The 14,738-nt window shown below is 65.7% G+C and carries 18 protein-coding genes and 1 tRNA gene; 11 read left to right on the plus strand and 8 right to left on the minus strand.

The genetic code is table 11. The features are described from left to right. The first annotated feature begins 26 nt into the window (after positions 1 to 26). From OCGS_RS00365 to OCGS_RS00390, 6 genes are all read left to right on the plus strand, one after another. Positions 27 to 641: a riboflavin synthase gene (locus OCGS_RS00365; RefSeq protein WP_007425224.1), complete on the plus strand. Its 615-nt coding sequence runs from the start codon at positions 27 to 29 to the stop codon at positions 639 to 641. Positions 642 to 729: 88 nt separating this feature from the next. After that, the gene (gene ribB / locus OCGS_RS00370; RefSeq protein WP_007425225.1) at positions 730 to 1,836 is read left to right on the plus strand and encodes a 3,4-dihydroxy-2-butanone-4-phosphate synthase; all 1,107 of its coding nucleotides are present in this window, start codon (positions 730 to 732) and stop codon (positions 1,834 to 1,836) included. Continuing rightward, positions 1,836 to 2,342 carry a 6,7-dimethyl-8-ribityllumazine synthase gene (locus tag OCGS_RS00375; protein ID WP_007425226.1) on the plus strand — a complete coding sequence of 169 codons (507 nt, stop codon included), beginning with the start codon at positions 1,836 to 1,838 and terminating at the stop codon, positions 2,340 to 2,342. The genes ribB and OCGS_RS00375 overlap by 1 nt, the downstream gene beginning before the upstream one ends. Continuing rightward, complete coding sequence (nusB, locus tag OCGS_RS00380; RefSeq protein ID WP_007425227.1) at positions 2,339 to 2,824, plus strand: transcription antitermination factor NusB; 486 nt, start codon at positions 2,339 to 2,341, stop codon at positions 2,822 to 2,824. The genes OCGS_RS00375 and nusB overlap by 4 nt, the downstream gene beginning before the upstream one ends. A gap of 72 nt (positions 2,825 to 2,896) precedes the next feature. After that, positions 2,897 to 3,190, plus strand: coding sequence for a hypothetical protein (locus OCGS_RS00385; RefSeq protein WP_007425228.1), 294 nt, complete (start codon positions 2,897 to 2,899; stop codon positions 3,188 to 3,190). Positions 3,191 to 3,475: 285 nt separating this feature from the next. Next, the gene (locus OCGS_RS00390) at positions 3,476 to 3,937 is read left to right on the plus strand and encodes an MmcB family DNA repair protein (RefSeq protein ID WP_007425229.1); all 462 of its coding nucleotides are present in this window, start codon (positions 3,476 to 3,478) and stop codon (positions 3,935 to 3,937) included. Positions 3,938 to 3,940: 3 nt separating this feature from the next. Here OCGS_RS00390 and OCGS_RS00395 read toward each other — a convergent pair whose 3' ends face one another. Continuing rightward, positions 3,941 to 4,150 (minus strand): DUF6324 family protein, encoded by a 210-nt coding sequence (locus OCGS_RS00395; protein WP_007425230.1) that lies wholly within the window; start codon positions 4,148 to 4,150, stop codon positions 3,941 to 3,943. 108 nt (positions 4,151 to 4,258) lie between these two features. Between OCGS_RS00395 and OCGS_RS00400 the strand changes: the two genes are divergently transcribed. Beyond that, positions 4,259 to 4,335 (plus strand) — tRNA-His (locus tag OCGS_RS00400). 3 nt (positions 4,336 to 4,338) lie between these two features. Here the strand turns inward: OCGS_RS00400 and OCGS_RS00405 are convergent. Next, positions 4,339 to 4,635, minus strand: coding sequence for a DUF6476 family protein (locus OCGS_RS00405; protein WP_007425231.1), 297 nt, complete (start codon positions 4,633 to 4,635; stop codon positions 4,339 to 4,341). Here OCGS_RS00405 and OCGS_RS00410 point away from each other — a divergent pair. The 3 genes from OCGS_RS00410 to OCGS_RS00420 all read left to right on the plus strand — a co-directional run bounded on the left by OCGS_RS00410 (position 4,634) and on the right by OCGS_RS00420 (position 7,721). After that, positions 4,634 to 5,671 (plus strand): RluA family pseudouridine synthase, encoded by a 1,038-nt coding sequence (locus OCGS_RS00410; RefSeq protein WP_007425232.1) that lies wholly within the window; start codon positions 4,634 to 4,636, stop codon positions 5,669 to 5,671. The genes OCGS_RS00405 and OCGS_RS00410 overlap by 2 nt on opposite strands. Before the next feature lie 148 nt (positions 5,672 to 5,819). Continuing rightward, on the plus strand, positions 5,820 to 6,716 hold the full coding sequence (gene rpoH / locus OCGS_RS00415) for an RNA polymerase sigma factor RpoH (protein WP_007425233.1): 897 nt from the start codon (positions 5,820 to 5,822) through the stop codon (positions 6,714 to 6,716). 48 nt (positions 6,717 to 6,764) lie between these two features. Beyond that, positions 6,765 to 7,721: a Gfo/Idh/MocA family protein gene (locus OCGS_RS00420; protein WP_040610176.1), complete on the plus strand. Its 957-nt coding sequence runs from the start codon at positions 6,765 to 6,767 to the stop codon at positions 7,719 to 7,721. On the opposite strand, the gene OCGS_RS00425 is transcribed toward OCGS_RS00420, so the two are convergent. The 6 genes from OCGS_RS00425 to OCGS_RS00450 form a co-directional block, all read right to left on the minus strand. Next, complete coding sequence (locus OCGS_RS00425; RefSeq protein ID WP_007425235.1) at positions 7,722 to 9,545, minus strand: M3 family oligoendopeptidase; 1,824 nt, start codon at positions 9,543 to 9,545, stop codon at positions 7,722 to 7,724. Positions 9,546 to 9,616: 71 nt separating this feature from the next. After that, positions 9,617 to 11,212 (minus strand): ATP-dependent DNA ligase, encoded by a 1,596-nt coding sequence (locus OCGS_RS00430; RefSeq protein WP_007425236.1) that lies wholly within the window; start codon positions 11,210 to 11,212, stop codon positions 9,617 to 9,619. 49 nt (positions 11,213 to 11,261) lie between these two features. Beyond that, positions 11,262 to 12,272: a ligase-associated DNA damage response exonuclease gene (locus OCGS_RS00435; protein WP_007425237.1), complete on the minus strand. Its 1,011-nt coding sequence runs from the start codon at positions 12,270 to 12,272 to the stop codon at positions 11,262 to 11,264. 51 nt (positions 12,273 to 12,323) lie between these two features. Further along, positions 12,324 to 12,740 (minus strand): BLUF domain-containing protein, encoded by a 417-nt coding sequence (locus tag OCGS_RS00440; protein ID WP_007425238.1) that lies wholly within the window; start codon positions 12,738 to 12,740, stop codon positions 12,324 to 12,326. Between the two features lie 59 nt (positions 12,741 to 12,799). Further along, a complete protein-coding gene (locus OCGS_RS00445; RefSeq protein WP_007425239.1) occupies positions 12,800 to 13,750 on the minus strand; it encodes an alpha/beta fold hydrolase in 951 nt (316 codons plus the stop codon). An 11-nt stretch (positions 13,751 to 13,761) separates the two neighbouring features. After that, positions 13,762 to 14,049: an SCP2 sterol-binding domain-containing protein gene (locus tag OCGS_RS00450; protein ID WP_007425240.1), complete on the minus strand. Its 288-nt coding sequence runs from the start codon at positions 14,047 to 14,049 to the stop codon at positions 13,762 to 13,764. Positions 14,050 to 14,157: 108 nt separating this feature from the next. Between OCGS_RS00450 and OCGS_RS00455 the strand changes: the two genes are divergently transcribed. Continuing rightward, a complete protein-coding gene (locus OCGS_RS00455) occupies positions 14,158 to 14,700 on the plus strand; it encodes a tetratricopeptide repeat protein (RefSeq protein WP_238538193.1) in 543 nt (180 codons plus the stop codon). The last annotated feature ends 38 nt before the right edge of the window (positions 14,701 to 14,738 follow it).

Genomic DNA, 14,738 nt, shown 5'->3' on the forward strand with positions numbered 1-14,738 from the left:
ACGACCGGTCAGAGCGAGAGGTTGCCATGTTCACCGGACTGATCAGCGATATCGGCGAGGTTCTGGAAGTCGGGCGCAAGGGCGATCTGCGGGCGCGGATCGGCTGCAACTACGACGTCGCCACCATCCAGCGCGGCGCGTCGATCGCCTGCGATGGCGTCTGCCTGACCGCCATTGCCACAGGGACCGATCCGCGCCCCTGGTTCGACGTCGAGATCAGCGCCGAGACGGTGGCGCGCACCAATATCGGACAGACCGGCTGGGTCCCCGGCACCCGGCTGAACCTTGAACGATCCTTGCGTGTGGGCGACGAGCTGGGCGGCCATATCGTGTCGGGCCATGTCGATGGCACCGCCGAGGTGATCGAGCGGGAGGAGGTGGACGGCAGCACCCGCTTCACCGTCGCACCCCCTGTCGCGCTGGCGCGTTTCATCGCGGAAAAGGGGTCCGTCGCCCTGAACGGCACGTCGCTGACGGTGAACGCGGTTCGCGACGATCCCGACGGGCCCAGCTTCGACGTGAACCTCATACCGCACAGCAAGGCCGTGACGACATGGGGCACGGTCGCCGTGGGCGATCTGCTGAATATCGAGGTCGATACGATGGCGCGCTACGTCGCACGGCTTGCACAGACATTGTGACGCGGTGCCCCCTCCGCAGTCGCGGGGTTGGTTCTGGTCTTTGCGCGGCGGGCGCGCTATCTGCGGCGCCGAACCGACAGGACCAGCCATGACCGACCAAGACCACTTCGCCGACGCCATTTCCTCGGTCGAGGAAATCATCGAAGATGCGCGTAACGGCCGGATGTTCATCCTCGTCGATCACGAGGACCGCGAGAACGAGGGCGATCTGGTCATCCCCGCGCAGATGGCCACGCCCGAGAAAATCAACTTCATGGCGACATACGGGCGCGGTCTGATCTGTCTGGCGCTTCCGGGCAGCCGGATCGACGCGCTTGGCCTGCCGCTGATGGCGTCGCAAAATTCCAGCCGTCATGAAACCGCCTTCACCGTCAGCATCGAGGCGCGCGAGGGCGTCAGCACCGGCATCAGCGCCCATGACCGCGCGCGGACCGTGGCCGTGGCCATCGACAGCGCCGCCACCGCCGCCGACATCGCGACGCCGGGGCATGTCTTTCCGCTGCGGGCGCGGGACGGCGGCGTGCTGGTCCGCGCGGGCCATACCGAGGCGGCGGTGGACATCGCGCGCCTTGCCGGCCTGAACCCTTCGGGCGTGATCTGCGAGATCATGAACGACGACGGGTCGATGAGCAGGCTGCCCGACCTCGTTTCCTTCGCGCAGCGCCATAACCTGAAGATCGGGACGATCAGCGACCTGATCGCCTATCGCCGCCGGCACGACAATCTGGTTCGGATGCGCGGCGAACAGAAGATCGTGTCGGAATTCGGCGGCGAGTGGACAATGCGTCTTTATACCGACGAAACCCAGGGCGCCGAGCATATCGTCCTCATTCGGGGTGACATTTCCGGCCCCGAACCGGTGCTGGTGCGGATGCATGCGATGGACCCATTGCTGGACGTAGTCGGCACGGGCGGCGGCGGAAGGGCCCGCGAATTCGGCGACGCGATGAAACTGATCGCGGCCGAGGGGCGCGGCGTTCTGGTGCTGCTGCGCGACCTGACTATGAAGCTGGCCGCCCATGACGAGGTTTCGCCCCAGACGCTGCGCCAATACGGGCTGGGCGCGCAAATCCTCAGTTCCCTGGGGCTGCACCGGCTGGTCCTTCTGACCAACTCGCCCCGGCCCCGGATCGTGGGTCTCGATGCCTACGGGCTGGAAATCGCGGATACCCGCAGGATATCGGAGATCGACTGATGGCCGGACAGGCGCATTACACCCCCCCGCTTCCCGATCTCGACGGTCCGGTGAAGGTGCTGATCGTCGTCGCCCCTTATTACCGCGACATCGCCGATGATCTGGTCGCCGGCGCGCAGCGGGCGCTGAAGGATGCGGGCGCGGAATGGGAACTGGCCGAGGTGCCGGGCGCGCTGGAAGTGCCGACCGCCATCCGCATCGCGCAGCGCACCGGCGATTTCGATGCCTTCGTGGCCCTCGGCTGCGTCATTCGGGGCGAAACGACGCATTACGACACGGTCTGCAACGACAGCAGCCGTGCGCTGACGCTGATGGGTCTGGACGGCGTCTGCATCGGCAACGGCATCCTGACGGTCGAAAACCACGCCCAGGCGGCCGTTCGCGCAGGCGAGCAGGACAAGGGCGGCGGGGCGGCGCTGGCGGCGCTGCACCTTGTCGCGCTGACGCGCCGTTGGAACAGATCCGGCAAGGGGCTGGGCTTTCGGGCCGGCGGGGCAGGGGCATGACCGCCGACCGGCCAGCCACGCGCAAGCCCGACAAGCGGCAGATGCGGTCGGCGGCGCGCCTTTACGCGGTGCAGGCGTTGTTTCAGATGGAACATTCGGACCTCGGGATCGACCGCGTGCGGGCCGAGTTCGAGGATCACCGCTTCGGCGCCGTCTATGACGAAGGCGAGATGGCCGAGGGCGATGTCGATCTGTTCCGCATGCTGCTGGAGGATGCGGTCAATCATCAGGCGCGGATCGACCAGATGACCGACCGCGCGCTGGTCGCGAAATGGCCGATCCACCGCATCGACCCGACCCTGCGCGCGTTGTTCCGGGCGGCGGGGGCCGAACTTGTCGAAGGCCGGACGCCGCCGCGCGTCGTCATCGTCGAATATGTGGACGTCGCCAAGGCCTTCTTTCCCGACGGGCGCGAACCGAAATTCGTGAACGCGGTTCTCGATCATATGGCGCGGGAAGCCCAACCGGGCGCGTTCGCCTGATCGTCCGCCCCGATTGGCAACAGCCCCGGTCTGCCCTATCTTGCCGGGTATGCATCACGCAGGAGTAGGGACATGCCCCAGATCGCGCGCTTCTATGTCAGGAACACCGCCATCGGCTTTCTCTGGGCCGCGATCTTCACCGGGCTGCTGTTCTACTTCAATATCGGCAACCTCTGGCACCTCGTCACCCATTCCGACATCGGCGTTCTGGCGACGTTCCTGATGGTCTTTTTCAACGGCATCGTCTTTAGCGGCGTGCAAAACGGTCTGGCGATCTTCGCGATGGCCGAAAAGGACGATGACGACGACAGGGGTCTGCCGGACTATACGGCTGATCCATTGCCGGTTGCCGTCGGCCGTCGCTGACGGCCCTTCGCCAGGCTGATGCGGGAAGGTAGGCGGGACCACCACTATCGTCGGGATAGCTAATTCCCGAGGACCTGATTTAACAGGTGGGAGCCAGGTGAACGAACCACGGTCCGATCAGAGCCAGCCCCCTCGGAAGTGCTTAAGGCCACCGGAATTCGATCCCGGCACGGGAAGGGCAGTACCCGCCTGCCCCTGAATTAGGGTGCGCGGGCCTGCGCGGCAAGGGGTCGCTGACCACGCGCAGGGCTTGATTTTCGTTTCCGTTCCGTTCACCAGACGGACATGCCGAACGACATGGACCTTTCGCATTTCCGGCCGGGCCAGTTGCTGGCGCGCGGCGTGTGCCGTCATCTGGCCGCCCTGGGCTTCGCCACGGTCGAGGAGCTTGTTCCGCGGTCGGGGCTGCGGGTGGATGTGATGGCGCTTGGCCCGAAGGACGAGATCTGGATCGTTGAGTGCAAGTCCAGCCGCGCTGACTTCATGGGCGACGCGAAATGGCAGGGCTATCTGGAATGGTGCGACCGCTATTTCTGGGCGGTGGATACGGATTTTCCGGCCGATCTTCTGCCCGAGGGCACGGGGCTGATCGTCGGCGATGCCTATGATGCCGAGGTTCTTCGCATGCCCGATCCCACGCGGCTGGCGGGTGCGCGGCGCAGGGTGATGATGCGCAAGTTCGCCGTTCATGCGGCGCGGCGGTTGCAGGCACTGCGCGATCCGGGCGTCCGGCTGGCCGGACAGTAGGCGTCAGCGCCCCTTGCGGCCCTTGGGCGCCGACAGGGTGCGCGCCACGGCGGCGGCGGCGCGGATTTCCTCGGCGATCTCCTCGGCTTCCTCGGGGTCGAAATCCAGGGGCAGGTCGATACCGTCGCCTTCCACATAAATCCGCACGTTCCCCTTATCCGTCGGCCCGATTTGCAGGTTCGCGCTTGTGTCGCTGGTGTCGTTGATACCCATGAGGTTCTCCGCATCTTCGGGTGTCGCCTAGCGCGCGTCCGCGCGGCTGGCAAGCGGTCGATGCGGACTTGCAATCGGCGGCATCGCTTTGTATCAGACAGCCCGAGTGCCGCCGTAGCTCAGTTGGTTAGAGCGCCTGATTGTGGATCAGGAGGTCCCCCGTTCGAGCCGGGGCGGTGGTACCATCGCTAGTTTTCCGTCTGGATCGTCACGCGCTGCACGATCCGGCCGCCATCGGGCGGATAAATCAGGATCTCGTCGCTTTCCGTGACGACCGCGATCCAGCCCGTTCCCATCGTGACGGCCATCGCCTTCTCGCCCTTGGGCAAGGTCAGGCTGGCGGGCAGGGACGGGGCGTTGTCGGGAAACCGCGTGACGAACAGTCCGATCAGGACCACAAGCCCGATCATCATCGTTGCGGTCAGGCCCGTGACCAGCCATTTCAGCAGCACCAACCCGCGATCCGGTGAGGATATATCGACCATGCCGCCTGTCCTACTGCGCGTCGTCATCGCGGACAACCCGCCCGCGCGACTGGACAAGGCGCTGGCCCGCGACGTGCCGCCCGATGCGCATCTCAGCCGGTCCCGGCTCGCCCGATTGATCGCCGACGGTTGCGTCAGCCGGAACGGCGCCGTTCTGACGCAGGGGACGGCCAGCGTCGCGGCGGGCGACGCCATCGACATCGCCCTCGCTCCGCCGCGCGCCACCCATATCGCGCCCGAGGCACTTCCGCTTCGCATCGTGCACGAAGATGCGGACCTGCTGGTCATCGACAAGCCGGCGGGCATGGTCGTGCATCCTGCGCCCGGCTCGGCCTCGGGCACCCTGGTCAATGCGCTGCTGCACCATCTGGGCACGGACCTGTCGGGTGTGGGCGGCGTGGGGCGACCGGGGATCGTCCATCGCATCGACAAGGATACCAGCGGCCTGCTGGTCGTGGCCAAGACCGACCGTGCCCATCACGGACTGTCAGCGCAATTCGCCGCCCACGATGTCGAGCGGGAATATGCCGCGATTTGCCATGGCGTCCCCGATCCCGGCGATCCGCGTCTGCGCGGCCTAGACGGTGTGACCGTCGAACCGGGTGCCGTAATGCGGATCGCGACGATGCTGGGACGCCATCCAGCCGACCGCCAGCGGCAGGCGGTGGTGAAATCCGGCCGGCATGCGATCACCCGCTTTCGCGTCGAACGCCCCCTGCGCGGGGCCGCCGCGCTGTTGCGCTGCTGGCTGGAAACGGGGCGCACGCACCAGATCCGGGTCCATCTGGCCTATGCCGGCCATTCGCTGCTGGGCGATCCCGTCTATGGCCGTCGCCGCGCGCTGTCGTCAAGGACGGCAGGGGAACGGGCGGCAGAGGCGGCCGGGCTTTTCCCGCGTCAGGCCCTCCACGCCGCGACACTGGGCTTCGTACACCCCGCGACCGGCGGCAGGATATCGTTCGCCAGCCCGCTTCCTTCCGACATGACCGCCCTTCTTGCCGCATTCGATGGCGAGACGGACGACACATCGCCGTGACCGGCACATGTCATGCTGGAACACCCAGTCACGACAAGCCATTCCTTTCTCTGAAGGCACTGATGCCAGCCGCTCGGGTTGAACTGAACCGTTCGGTTTACTATCTTGTAAGGGCAGGACTGTAGTGGTCCGTCGAAAGGGAGCGACAATGGCAAGTTACGCAAATCTGCCGGCCCCGTCCCCCGAACAGGGGCTGAACCGTTACCTTCAGGAAATCCGCAAGTTTCCGATGCTGGAGCCTGAAGAAGAATACATGCTGGCCAAGCGCTGGGTCGAGGATCACGATACCGAAGCGGCGCACAAGATGGTCACGTCGCATCTGCGCCTGGCGGCCAAGATCGCCATGGGCTATCGTGGCTATGGCTTGCCGCAGGCCGAAGTCATATCCGAGGCGAATGTCGGGCTGATGCAGGCGGTCAAGAAGTTCGATCCCGAAAAGGGCTTCCGTCTGGCCACCTATGCGATGTGGTGGATCCGTGCCTCGATCCAGGAATATGTCCTGCGGTCGTGGAGCATGGTAAAACTCGGCACCACCTCGGCTCAGAAGAAGCTGTTCTTCAACCTTCGGAAGGCGAAGAACCGCATTGGCGCCTTGGAAGAAGGCGATCTGCGACCCGAGAATGTCCAGCGCATCGCCAACGATCTCGGCGTGACCGAGGCCGAGGTCGTCAGCATGAACCGCCGGCTGTCGGGCGGCGACGCGTCGCTGAACGCCACGATCAGCAGCGACGGCGAGGGTGCGGCGCAATGGCAGGACTGGCTGGAGGACGAGGACGCCGACCAGGCGACCGATTATGCCGAACGGGACGAGCTCGAGACCCGGCGCGCACTTCTGGCCGACGCGATGGACGTGCTGAACGACCGCGAGAAGGACATCCTTATGCAGCGCCGCCTTCAGGATCAGCCCGTCACGCTGGAGGAGTTGTCGGGGCAGTATTCCGTCAGTCGCGAACGTATCCGCCAGATCGAAGTGCGTGCCTTCGAGAAGCTGCAAAAGCGCATGACCGAACTGGCCGGCCAGAAGGGTCTTCTGGCGAACGCCTGACGGCTGCGCTAACCTGACGGCCGGCCCGGTCGGCCGTCAGGGGGCATCATGCGGTGGGGTATTCTCGGGGCTTCCAAGTTTGCCCTGAACCATATGGCGCCGGCGATTCACGGCGCGCGCGGGTCGACCCTGGCCGCAATCGCCTCGCGCGATCCGGCCAAGGCCGCTACTTTTGTGGAACTCGTGCCCGATGTGACGATTCACGACGGCTATGACGCGCTTCTGGACGATCCGCACATCGACGCCGTCTATATACCGCTACCCAATCATCTGCATGTCGAATGGTCGCTGAAGGCCCTTCACGCAGGCAAGCATTTGCTTTGCGAAAAGCCGATGGCCATGCATGCGGCCGAGTTCGACGCCCTCATCCGTGCGCGAGACAAGACCGGTCGTCTTGCGGCCGAGGCGTTCATGATCGTCCATCATCCGCAATGGACGACTATCCGCGACCTGTTGGCGGCCGGAACGATAGGGCCGCTCGTCCATGTCGATGCGGTGTTCACCTACGACAACGGCAACGATCCGCAGAATATCCGTAATCTCGTCGGGATGGGCGGTGGCGGTTTGCGCGATATCGGCGTTTACACGTTCGGTTCCGTGCGGTTCGCCACAGGGCAGGAACCGCTTGGGCTGACCGCCCGGCTGCGGATGGAAAAAGACTTCGACACCTTCGCCGAAGTCAACGCGGACTTTCCCGGCTTCACATATCATGCCATCGTCTCGACCCGCATGCGCAAGCGCCAGCAGGTCGTCTTTCACGGGCGCACGGGCATCCTGACGCTGACGACACCGTTCAATGCAGGTGTCTACGATCAGGCGGAGTTGCGGATCGAAACGGACGAGAACGAAGTCACGATCCGTCGCTGGCCCGGCGTCAACCAGTATGTCCTTCAGGTCGAGGCCTTCACGCATGCCGCGTCGACTGGCAGCACCTACGTTCCCTCGCTGGAATTCAGCAAGGGAACGCAGGCCATGATCGACGCGGCGCTGGCACAGGGCGGCTGATCAGCCCTCCATCGCTTCCAGTTCGTCGATCATGCCTTCGATCACCGTCAACCCCTTGTTCCAGAAGGCCGGGTCGCTGGCATCCAGACCGAACGGCGCAAGCAGGTCCTTGTGGTGCTTCGACCCGCCGGCGCGCAGCATCTCGAAATACTTCTCCTGGAAGTTCGGCGTGCCATCCTCATAGGCGGCATAGAGCGCGTTCACCAGCCCGTCGCCGAACGCATAGGCATAGACGTAGAAGGGCGAATGCACGAAATGGGGCACGTAGGTCCAGAAAACCTCGTATCCGTCCATGAAATCGAAGGCGGGGCCGAGTGATTCGGCCTGAACGGACATCCAAAGCGCGTTGATGGCGTCAGGCGTCAGCTCCCCATTGCGACGGGCGTCGTGCAGCTTGCATTCGAAATCGTAGAACGCGATCTGCCGCACCACGGTGTTGATCATATCCTCGACCTTGCCCGCCAGCAGAACCTTGCGCTGGCCCGCGTTGGTCGTGGATGCCAGCAGCTTGCGAAACGTCAGCATCTCGCCGAAGACGCTGGCGGTTTCCGCCAGCGTCAGCGGGGTCGAGGCCAGCAATTCGCCCTGGTCGGCCGCCAGGCGCTGGTGAACCCCGTGGCCCAGCTCATGCGCCAGCGTCATCACGTCCCGCGGTTTTCCAAGATAGTTCAACATGATATAGGGATGAACATCGGTAACGGCGGGATGGGCGAAGGCACCGGGCGCCTTGCCGGGCTTGACGCCGGCGTCGATCCACCCCCGGTTGAAGAACGGCTCGGCCAGCTTCGCCAGTTCGGGCGAAAAGTCATCGTAGGCGTCCAACACCGTCTTTCGGGCATCGTCCCAGCCGATCGTGCGGGTCTCTTCCATTGGCAGGGGGGCGTTGCGGTCCCAGACCTGCATGCGGTCCAGCCCGAGCCAATTGCGTTTCAGTTCGTAATACCGGTGCGACAGACGCGGATAGGCGGCGACCACGGCGTTGCGCAGCGCCTCGACCACTTCGGGTTCGACGTGGTTCGACAGATGGCGGCCGGTCTGCGGCGTGGGCATCTTGCGCCAGCGATCCTCGATCTCCTTCTCTTTGGTCAGCGTGTTGTGAATGCGGGCGAAGGTCTTGACGTTGTTGCCGAAAACGCCCGCAAGTTCGCGCGCGGCCGCTTCGCGAACGGTGCGGTCCTGCTCGGTCAGCAGGTTCAGCGTCGACTCGATCCCCATGACCTCGCCATCGACCTCGAATTCCAGCCCGGCGATTGTTTCGTCGAAAAGCTTATTCCAGGCAGACGCGCCGACGACAGACTGATCGTGGAGGAAGCGCTCAAGCTCGTCGCTCAACTGATGGGGACGCATGGCGCGCAAGCGGTCGAAGACGGGCTTGTAACGGGCAAGATCGCCGTTCGCGGCAAACAGGCCATCGAGCCGGTCATCGGGTATCCTGTTGACTTCCAACGCGAAGAAGACCAGCGGGGCGGTAAATTGAGTGATCTTGTCCTGGCAGTCGGACAGGAAGGCGGCCCGGTCTGCATCGGTCGTCTGCTGGTAATACCGCAGTCCGGCATAGGACATGATCCGCCCGGCGATCCGGTCGATCCGTTCGTAGCGATGGACGCAATCCAGCATCCCCGCCGCGTCGAGATGGGCGAGCTTCCCCTCGTAATCCTCAGAAAACGAGGCACATTCCGCTTCGACTTGGTCGAGGTCGCCGGCGATTTCGGGCGCGTCGGGGGCGGTGTAGAGGTCGGACAGATCCCAGACCGGCAACGCGCCAAGGTTCTTGCCGCCGGCGGTCGCGTTGGCGTCGTGGACGGGGCGGGGCAGATCGGGCATCGGGGTTCCTTCCTCGGTCAATGCTGCGCAGATAAGCCGGCGGGACGGAAACGCCAAGGGCGGCCCGCGCATCAACCATAGGCGGCGAGCATTTCCTTCAAATCAGTCAATGTGTTGGCCTCGGTCATGGGCTTGTCGTGGCGCCATCGGGACATGCGCGGAAAGCGCAGCGCCACGCCGGATTTATGGCGGGGGCTGGCCTGGATCCCTTCGAAGGCGATCTCGAACACATGGTGCGGCGTGACCTGACGGACCGGCCCGAACCTGTTCACGGTGTTCTTGCGGACCCAGGCCGTGATCTGTTGAAACTCCTTGTCCGTCAACCCACTATAGGCCTTCGTGAAGGGAACCAGACCGTCGCCGTCGCGGACGGCGAAGGTGAAATCGGTGAACAGGTTCGCGCGGCGGCCGGCGCCCTGCTGGGCATAGATCATCACCGCGTCGATGGTCAGCGGATCGACCTTCCATTTCCACCAATCGCCCTTGCGCCGCCCGTCGCGGTATGGGCTATTTTTCCGTTTCAGCATAACACCTTCGGCGGCGAAGCTGCGGCTGTCGGCGCGCAGGGCGGCAAGGTCGTTCCATGTCGCGAAGTCCAGAAGCGGCGAGATACGCAGCGGCATCGCGCGGGGAACGGAACCTGCCAGTGATTCCAGCAGGTTGCGGCGGTCGGTGAAGGGACGCTGGCGGATGTCCTGCCCCTGCCATTCCAGCAGGTCATAGGCGTAAAGGATCACCGGCGCTTCCGTCAGCAGCTTCTTCGGCACGGTCCTGCGGCCGATGCGGCTTTGCAAGACATTGAATGATAAAGGATATTCGTCGCGCCATGCCAGAACCTCGCCGTCCAGGACGGTGCCGGGGGGGATGTGATCGGCCAGCGCGGCCAGTTCGGGGAAACGGTCGGTGATCAGTTCCTCGCCGCGGGACCAGAGGTGCCAATCGCCGCCGCGCAGGATCAACTGGCCGCGGATGCCGTCCCATTTGCGTTCGGCGGCCCAGTCGGCAGGCGGATCGTCGAGTGAGGAAGGGTCGCCATCCAGTTGATAGGCAAGGTAAAAAGGATAGGGCCGCGACAGGTCGGCGGCGGGATCGGGGCGCAGGACCAGCGTGTCGAAGCTGGTCGTGTCGGGGGTCCAGTCGCCCATCAGGCGATGGGCAAGGTCGGATTCCTCGATGCCGGTGGCGCGGGAAAGGGCGCGGGTCATCAGCTTGCGGCTGACGCCCATTCGGAAGCCGCCGGTGATCAACTTGTTGAAAACAAACCGCTCGGTCGTTTCCAGACGGTCCCAGGCGTCGAGGATGCGCGCCTTGCGGACAGGTTCCTCGACACGGGCGAGGTTGCGGATCTCGTCGATCCAGTGGTTTAGGGGCAGGTCCGAAACATGGGCGGGATCGGGCAGGACGAGGGCGATCGTTTCGGCCAGATCGCCGACGATGGGATAGGATTCCTCGAACAACCACAAGGGGATAGAAGCCCGCTCGGCCGCCCATTCGCGCAGGCGGGTGGTGGTCACGGTGCGTTTCGGACGCCGCCCTGACAGCAGCGCGATGGTCCATAGACGGTCGGAATCGGGCGCCTGGCCGAAATAATCGGCCAGCGCATCGACCTTGGCGTTGACGCGCGTCGTCTGGTCCAGACGGGTAAAAAGGGCGGCGAAGCGTTTCATGCGATACGTACAAATTGTACAGGTCGCGGGCAAAAACGTACAAGTCGCGTCATGCCGCGTCCTCGTCTTCCAGTCGGTCGTCGCCATAGTCGGTTTCGACGATCCCCGCATCGTATCCCTGACCTTCCAGCCAGCGGCGAAAGATGGCGGTATAGCCGTGGGTGACGAAGACACGCTCGGCCCCGGTTTGGCGAATCGCGTCGTTCAGGCCCGTCCAGTCGGCATGGTCGCTGAGGACGAAACCCCGGTCGGCGGATCGGCGGCGGCGGACGCCGCGCAGGGTCATCCAGCCGCTGGCCAGCCCGGTCGAGGCGGGACCGAAGCGGCGCGCCCAGGGGGTGCCCAGAGCGGAAGGCGTGGCGAGGACCAGCGCGCCGGAGTATGACTTGAGGTCGGTTTCGGGGGTGACGCGGATGGTGTCGGGAAGCGGCAGCCCCTGGGCGCGCAGAACCTCGTTCGTCGCTTCGACCGCGCCGTGGGTCAGGATGGGACCGATGCCGGCGTCGATGGCCGACAGGATGCGCTGCGCCTTGCCCAGGGCATAGGCGCCCAGGATGGACGCGCGTCCGGCCTCGCGATTGGCGCGCCACCAGGCGTCGATCTCGGCGGCGACCTCGGGCTGGGGGCGCCATTTGAACACCGGCAGGCCAAAGGTGCATTCGGTGATGAAGGCGTGGCAGCGCACGGGTTCCCAGGGTTCGGACAGGCCGTCATCCTCGGTCTTGTAGTCGCCCGAGACGACCCACACCTCGCCCCCCCGTTCGACGCGGATCTGGGCGGAGCCGGGAACGTGGCCCGCGGGATGGAAGCTGACGGTGGCGTCGCCGATGCGCCGGGTTTCGCCGTAGCGGACCGTGCCGAGGGCGATGTCGCCCAGCCGGTGCCGCATGACCGGGGCGGCGGCCTCGGTAGCCAGATAACGGCCCATGCCGCCGCGCGCGTGATCGGAGTGGCCGTGGGTGATCAGCGCGCGGTCGACGGGGCGCCACGGGTCGATATAGAAGTCACCGGCCGCGCAATAGATGCCGCGTTCGGTGAAGCTGAGCAGCGGATCGGCCATGCCCTTGGTCTAGGGCGGCAAGCGCGATTGCCAAGGTGTGCTGCCTGGCCGTCAGGCGATGGCGCGGTCGGGGACGGCGCGGGCCAGCGCAACGATGCGGTCGATGATGCCCGGATCGGACGGCAGGCCGGCCATCGCGTCATGCGCCATCGCGATCAGGTCCGATTCGGCCGGCCCGGCATCGGAATAGCCCATCGCCCAGCCGGGCAGGGCGGGCGAGGGCGCGTGGCGGCGTTCCATCACCACGATATGCCCATGGCGCGGATCGGTATTCAGATCGGACAACAGCGCGTCGAGCTGTTCCGGTTCGCCCTCGAGCAATTGCAGGCAGGTGCCGCCGCCGACCACCAGCAGCCCGGTGATGCCGAGTTCGGGGTTGTTGCGGCGCGCGCAGCGCAGGATGTCGGGCAGATCCGGTGTGAAGTCGCCGGTGGATGAGGTCGAGGCGTAGACAATCTGGTCGATCATGGCGGGGTTCCGTCAGCGTAAGAGCACCGCCATCCTGCGCCCCGAGGATTTACATTTCGCTAATGCGCGCCGGTCGATTCCAGATGGGCGCGGATCGCGTCGAAGACGGCGTCGCGGATAGGCGGACATTCCATCATCGGTTCGTGGCGGGATCGGGGATGCTCGATCAGCCGTCCGCCCGGCCAATGCGCCATGCGCTGCCGAATCGGGTCCGGATCGACGATCATGTCTTGGCCGCCGAGGAAGGTCAGGCAGGGCAAGCGCGGCGACGGCAGCATGGCCAGACGCCGACCGTCGCGCAGCGCCTCGTTCAGCCAGCGCAGGGACGGGCCGCCCAAAGCCAGTTCGGGATGCCGTTCGACCTGCGCCGTCATCCAGGCGAACCGGTCGGGATCGTGGGTCAGCATGTTCGCGGCGAAGCGGTCGGCGTCGGGATAGGGCGCGCCGGACGTGCCGGGCGCATAATGGTGATCGAGCCGCAGATGCCGCGCGGCCCAACTGAGCGACCAGGCGAAGGGGCGGATCCCGGCGGCCAGACGGATGCCCCACATCGGCGCCGAGAAGGTCGCGCTGTCCACCGGCAGCCCGCCGTCGAGCGCGCGCAGGCCGATGGCGCCGCCCATCGAATGCGCCAGCAGGTGCCAGGGCCGGGGCAGGCCCAGCCGCCGCGCCGCCCCCAGCATCGCCGCCACGTCGATCTGGTAATCGGTGAATTGCAGCACATGGCCGCCCAGCGGATCGTCGAGGATGCGGTCGGACAGGCCCTGGCCGCGCCAGTCGATCGCCATGACCGCCCAGCCGTCGCGGCCCAGCGTTTCGGCAACCGGCCCGTATTTTTCCGCGTATTCGGTGCGGCCGGGAAACAGCAGGACGGTGCCGCGCGCATCGTCGGGGCGCCAGTGCGTGACGCGCAGGCGCAGGCCGTCGGCGGTGCGCAGCCAGTGCGCCGCGCCGCCCGGCGGACCGTCGGCCACATCGGCGTGGAACGGCGCCGGGTCGGGAAGGGTCATGGCGTGCAGGATCAGCCGAGCGCCGATGCCAGCTTCATCGCCTGGCCCATGTCGCCGTCCACCTTCAGCCGCCCGGTCATGAAGGCGGTGGTCGGGTCGAGCGCGCCGTCGAGGATTTTTTTGAACGTGTCGGCGTCGGCGGTCATCGTCACGTCGGTGGCGTCGTCGCCGGCGCGCGCGCCCTGCGGATCCATGACGATGCTTCCCTCGTCCTCGATGACGAACTTGGCGGAACCGTCGAATCCGCCGTCCAGCTTGGCGTTGAGTTCGGTGACGGCCTGGTCGATTACTGCGCTCATGTCGGTCTTCCCTCGATCGTGACTGGTTTCGCCGCTGCATTGCCCTTTGTGGGGGGTGCAAACGACACGATAGGGTCTAAACTCGGCAAATGTATGGAGGGTGCCATGATGCGGCGCAATTCTGTCGTGGCGGCAATCGCGGCGGCGATGTTGGCGGGGTCGGCCGGGGCGCAGGACGTGCCGCTGGACGATCTGTTCGACGCGCTGCGCGCCGCCGATGCCGAGACCGCGCCGCGGATCGTGGACAAGATCGGCGCGGAATGGTCGAAATCGGGATCGCCGGCGATGGATCTGCTGCTGCAACGCGGGCGCGACGCGCTGGACGAGGGCGACGCCGCGCAGGCCATCGGCCATCTGACGGCGCTGATCGACCATGCGCAGGATTTCGCCGAAGCCTATAACGCGCGGGCGACGGCGTTCTTCGCGCTGGGGCAATACGGTCCGGCGATGGAGGACGTGCGCATCGTCCTGGCGCTGAACCCGCGGCATTTCGGGGCGCTGTCGGGGCTGGCGATCATGTTGGACGAGACGGGGCGCAAGGAGGGCGCGCTGGCGGCCTGGCGCGCGGTGGTGGCGATCTATCCCGCCAGCCCGCAGGCCGACGACGCCATCGCCCGGCTGGAGCTGGAAACCGGCGGCCGCACGCTGTGACGGGCGCGCGGCCTTGCGCCCACGGGCGCGGGCGACCA

The organism is Oceaniovalibus guishaninsula JLT2003 (assembly GCF_000299575.1).
GTDB lineage: Bacteria > Pseudomonadota > Alphaproteobacteria > Rhodobacterales > Rhodobacteraceae > Palleronia > Palleronia guishaninsula.

Coding starts and splice junctions, on each gene's coding strand:
- OCGS_RS00365 (WP_007425224.1), top strand. CDS start 27: ATGTTCACCGGACTGATCAGCGATATCGGCGAGGTTCTGGAAGTCGGG.
- ribB (WP_007425225.1), top strand. CDS start 730: ATGACCGACCAAGACCACTTCGCCGACGCCATTTCCTCGGTCGAGGAA.
- OCGS_RS00375 (WP_007425226.1), top strand. CDS start 1,836: ATGGCCGGACAGGCGCATTACACCCCCCCGCTTCCCGATCTCGACGGT.
- nusB (WP_007425227.1), top strand. CDS start 2,339: ATGACCGCCGACCGGCCAGCCACGCGCAAGCCCGACAAGCGGCAGATG.
- OCGS_RS00385 (WP_007425228.1), top strand. CDS start 2,897: ATGCCCCAGATCGCGCGCTTCTATGTCAGGAACACCGCCATCGGCTTT.
- OCGS_RS00390 (WP_007425229.1), top strand. CDS start 3,476: ATGCCGAACGACATGGACCTTTCGCATTTCCGGCCGGGCCAGTTGCTG.
- OCGS_RS00395 (WP_007425230.1), bottom strand. CDS start 4,150: ATGGGTATCAACGACACCAGCGACACAAGCGCGAACCTGCAAATCGGG.
- OCGS_RS00410 (WP_007425232.1), top strand. CDS start 4,634: ATGCCGCCTGTCCTACTGCGCGTCGTCATCGCGGACAACCCGCCCGCG.
- OCGS_RS00405 (WP_007425231.1), bottom strand. CDS start 4,635: ATGGTCGATATATCCTCACCGGATCGCGGGTTGGTGCTGCTGAAATGG.
- rpoH (WP_007425233.1), top strand. CDS start 5,820: ATGGCAAGTTACGCAAATCTGCCGGCCCCGTCCCCCGAACAGGGGCTG.
- OCGS_RS00420 (WP_040610176.1), top strand. CDS start 6,765: ATGCGGTGGGGTATTCTCGGGGCTTCCAAGTTTGCCCTGAACCATATG.
- OCGS_RS00425 (WP_007425235.1), bottom strand. CDS start 9,545: ATGCCCGATCTGCCCCGCCCCGTCCACGACGCCAACGCGACCGCCGGC.
- OCGS_RS00430 (WP_007425236.1), bottom strand. CDS start 11,212: ATGAAACGCTTCGCCGCCCTTTTTACCCGTCTGGACCAGACGACGCGC.
- OCGS_RS00435 (WP_007425237.1), bottom strand. CDS start 12,272: ATGGCCGATCCGCTGCTCAGCTTCACCGAACGCGGCATCTATTGCGCG.
- OCGS_RS00440 (WP_007425238.1), bottom strand. CDS start 12,740: ATGATCGACCAGATTGTCTACGCCTCGACCTCATCCACCGGCGACTTC.
- OCGS_RS00445 (WP_007425239.1), bottom strand. CDS start 13,750: ATGACCCTTCCCGACCCGGCGCCGTTCCACGCCGATGTGGCCGACGGT.
- OCGS_RS00450 (WP_007425240.1), bottom strand. CDS start 14,049: ATGAGCGCAGTAATCGACCAGGCCGTCACCGAACTCAACGCCAAGCTG.
- OCGS_RS00455 (WP_238538193.1), top strand. CDS start 14,158: ATGCGGCGCAATTCTGTCGTGGCGGCAATCGCGGCGGCGATGTTGGCG.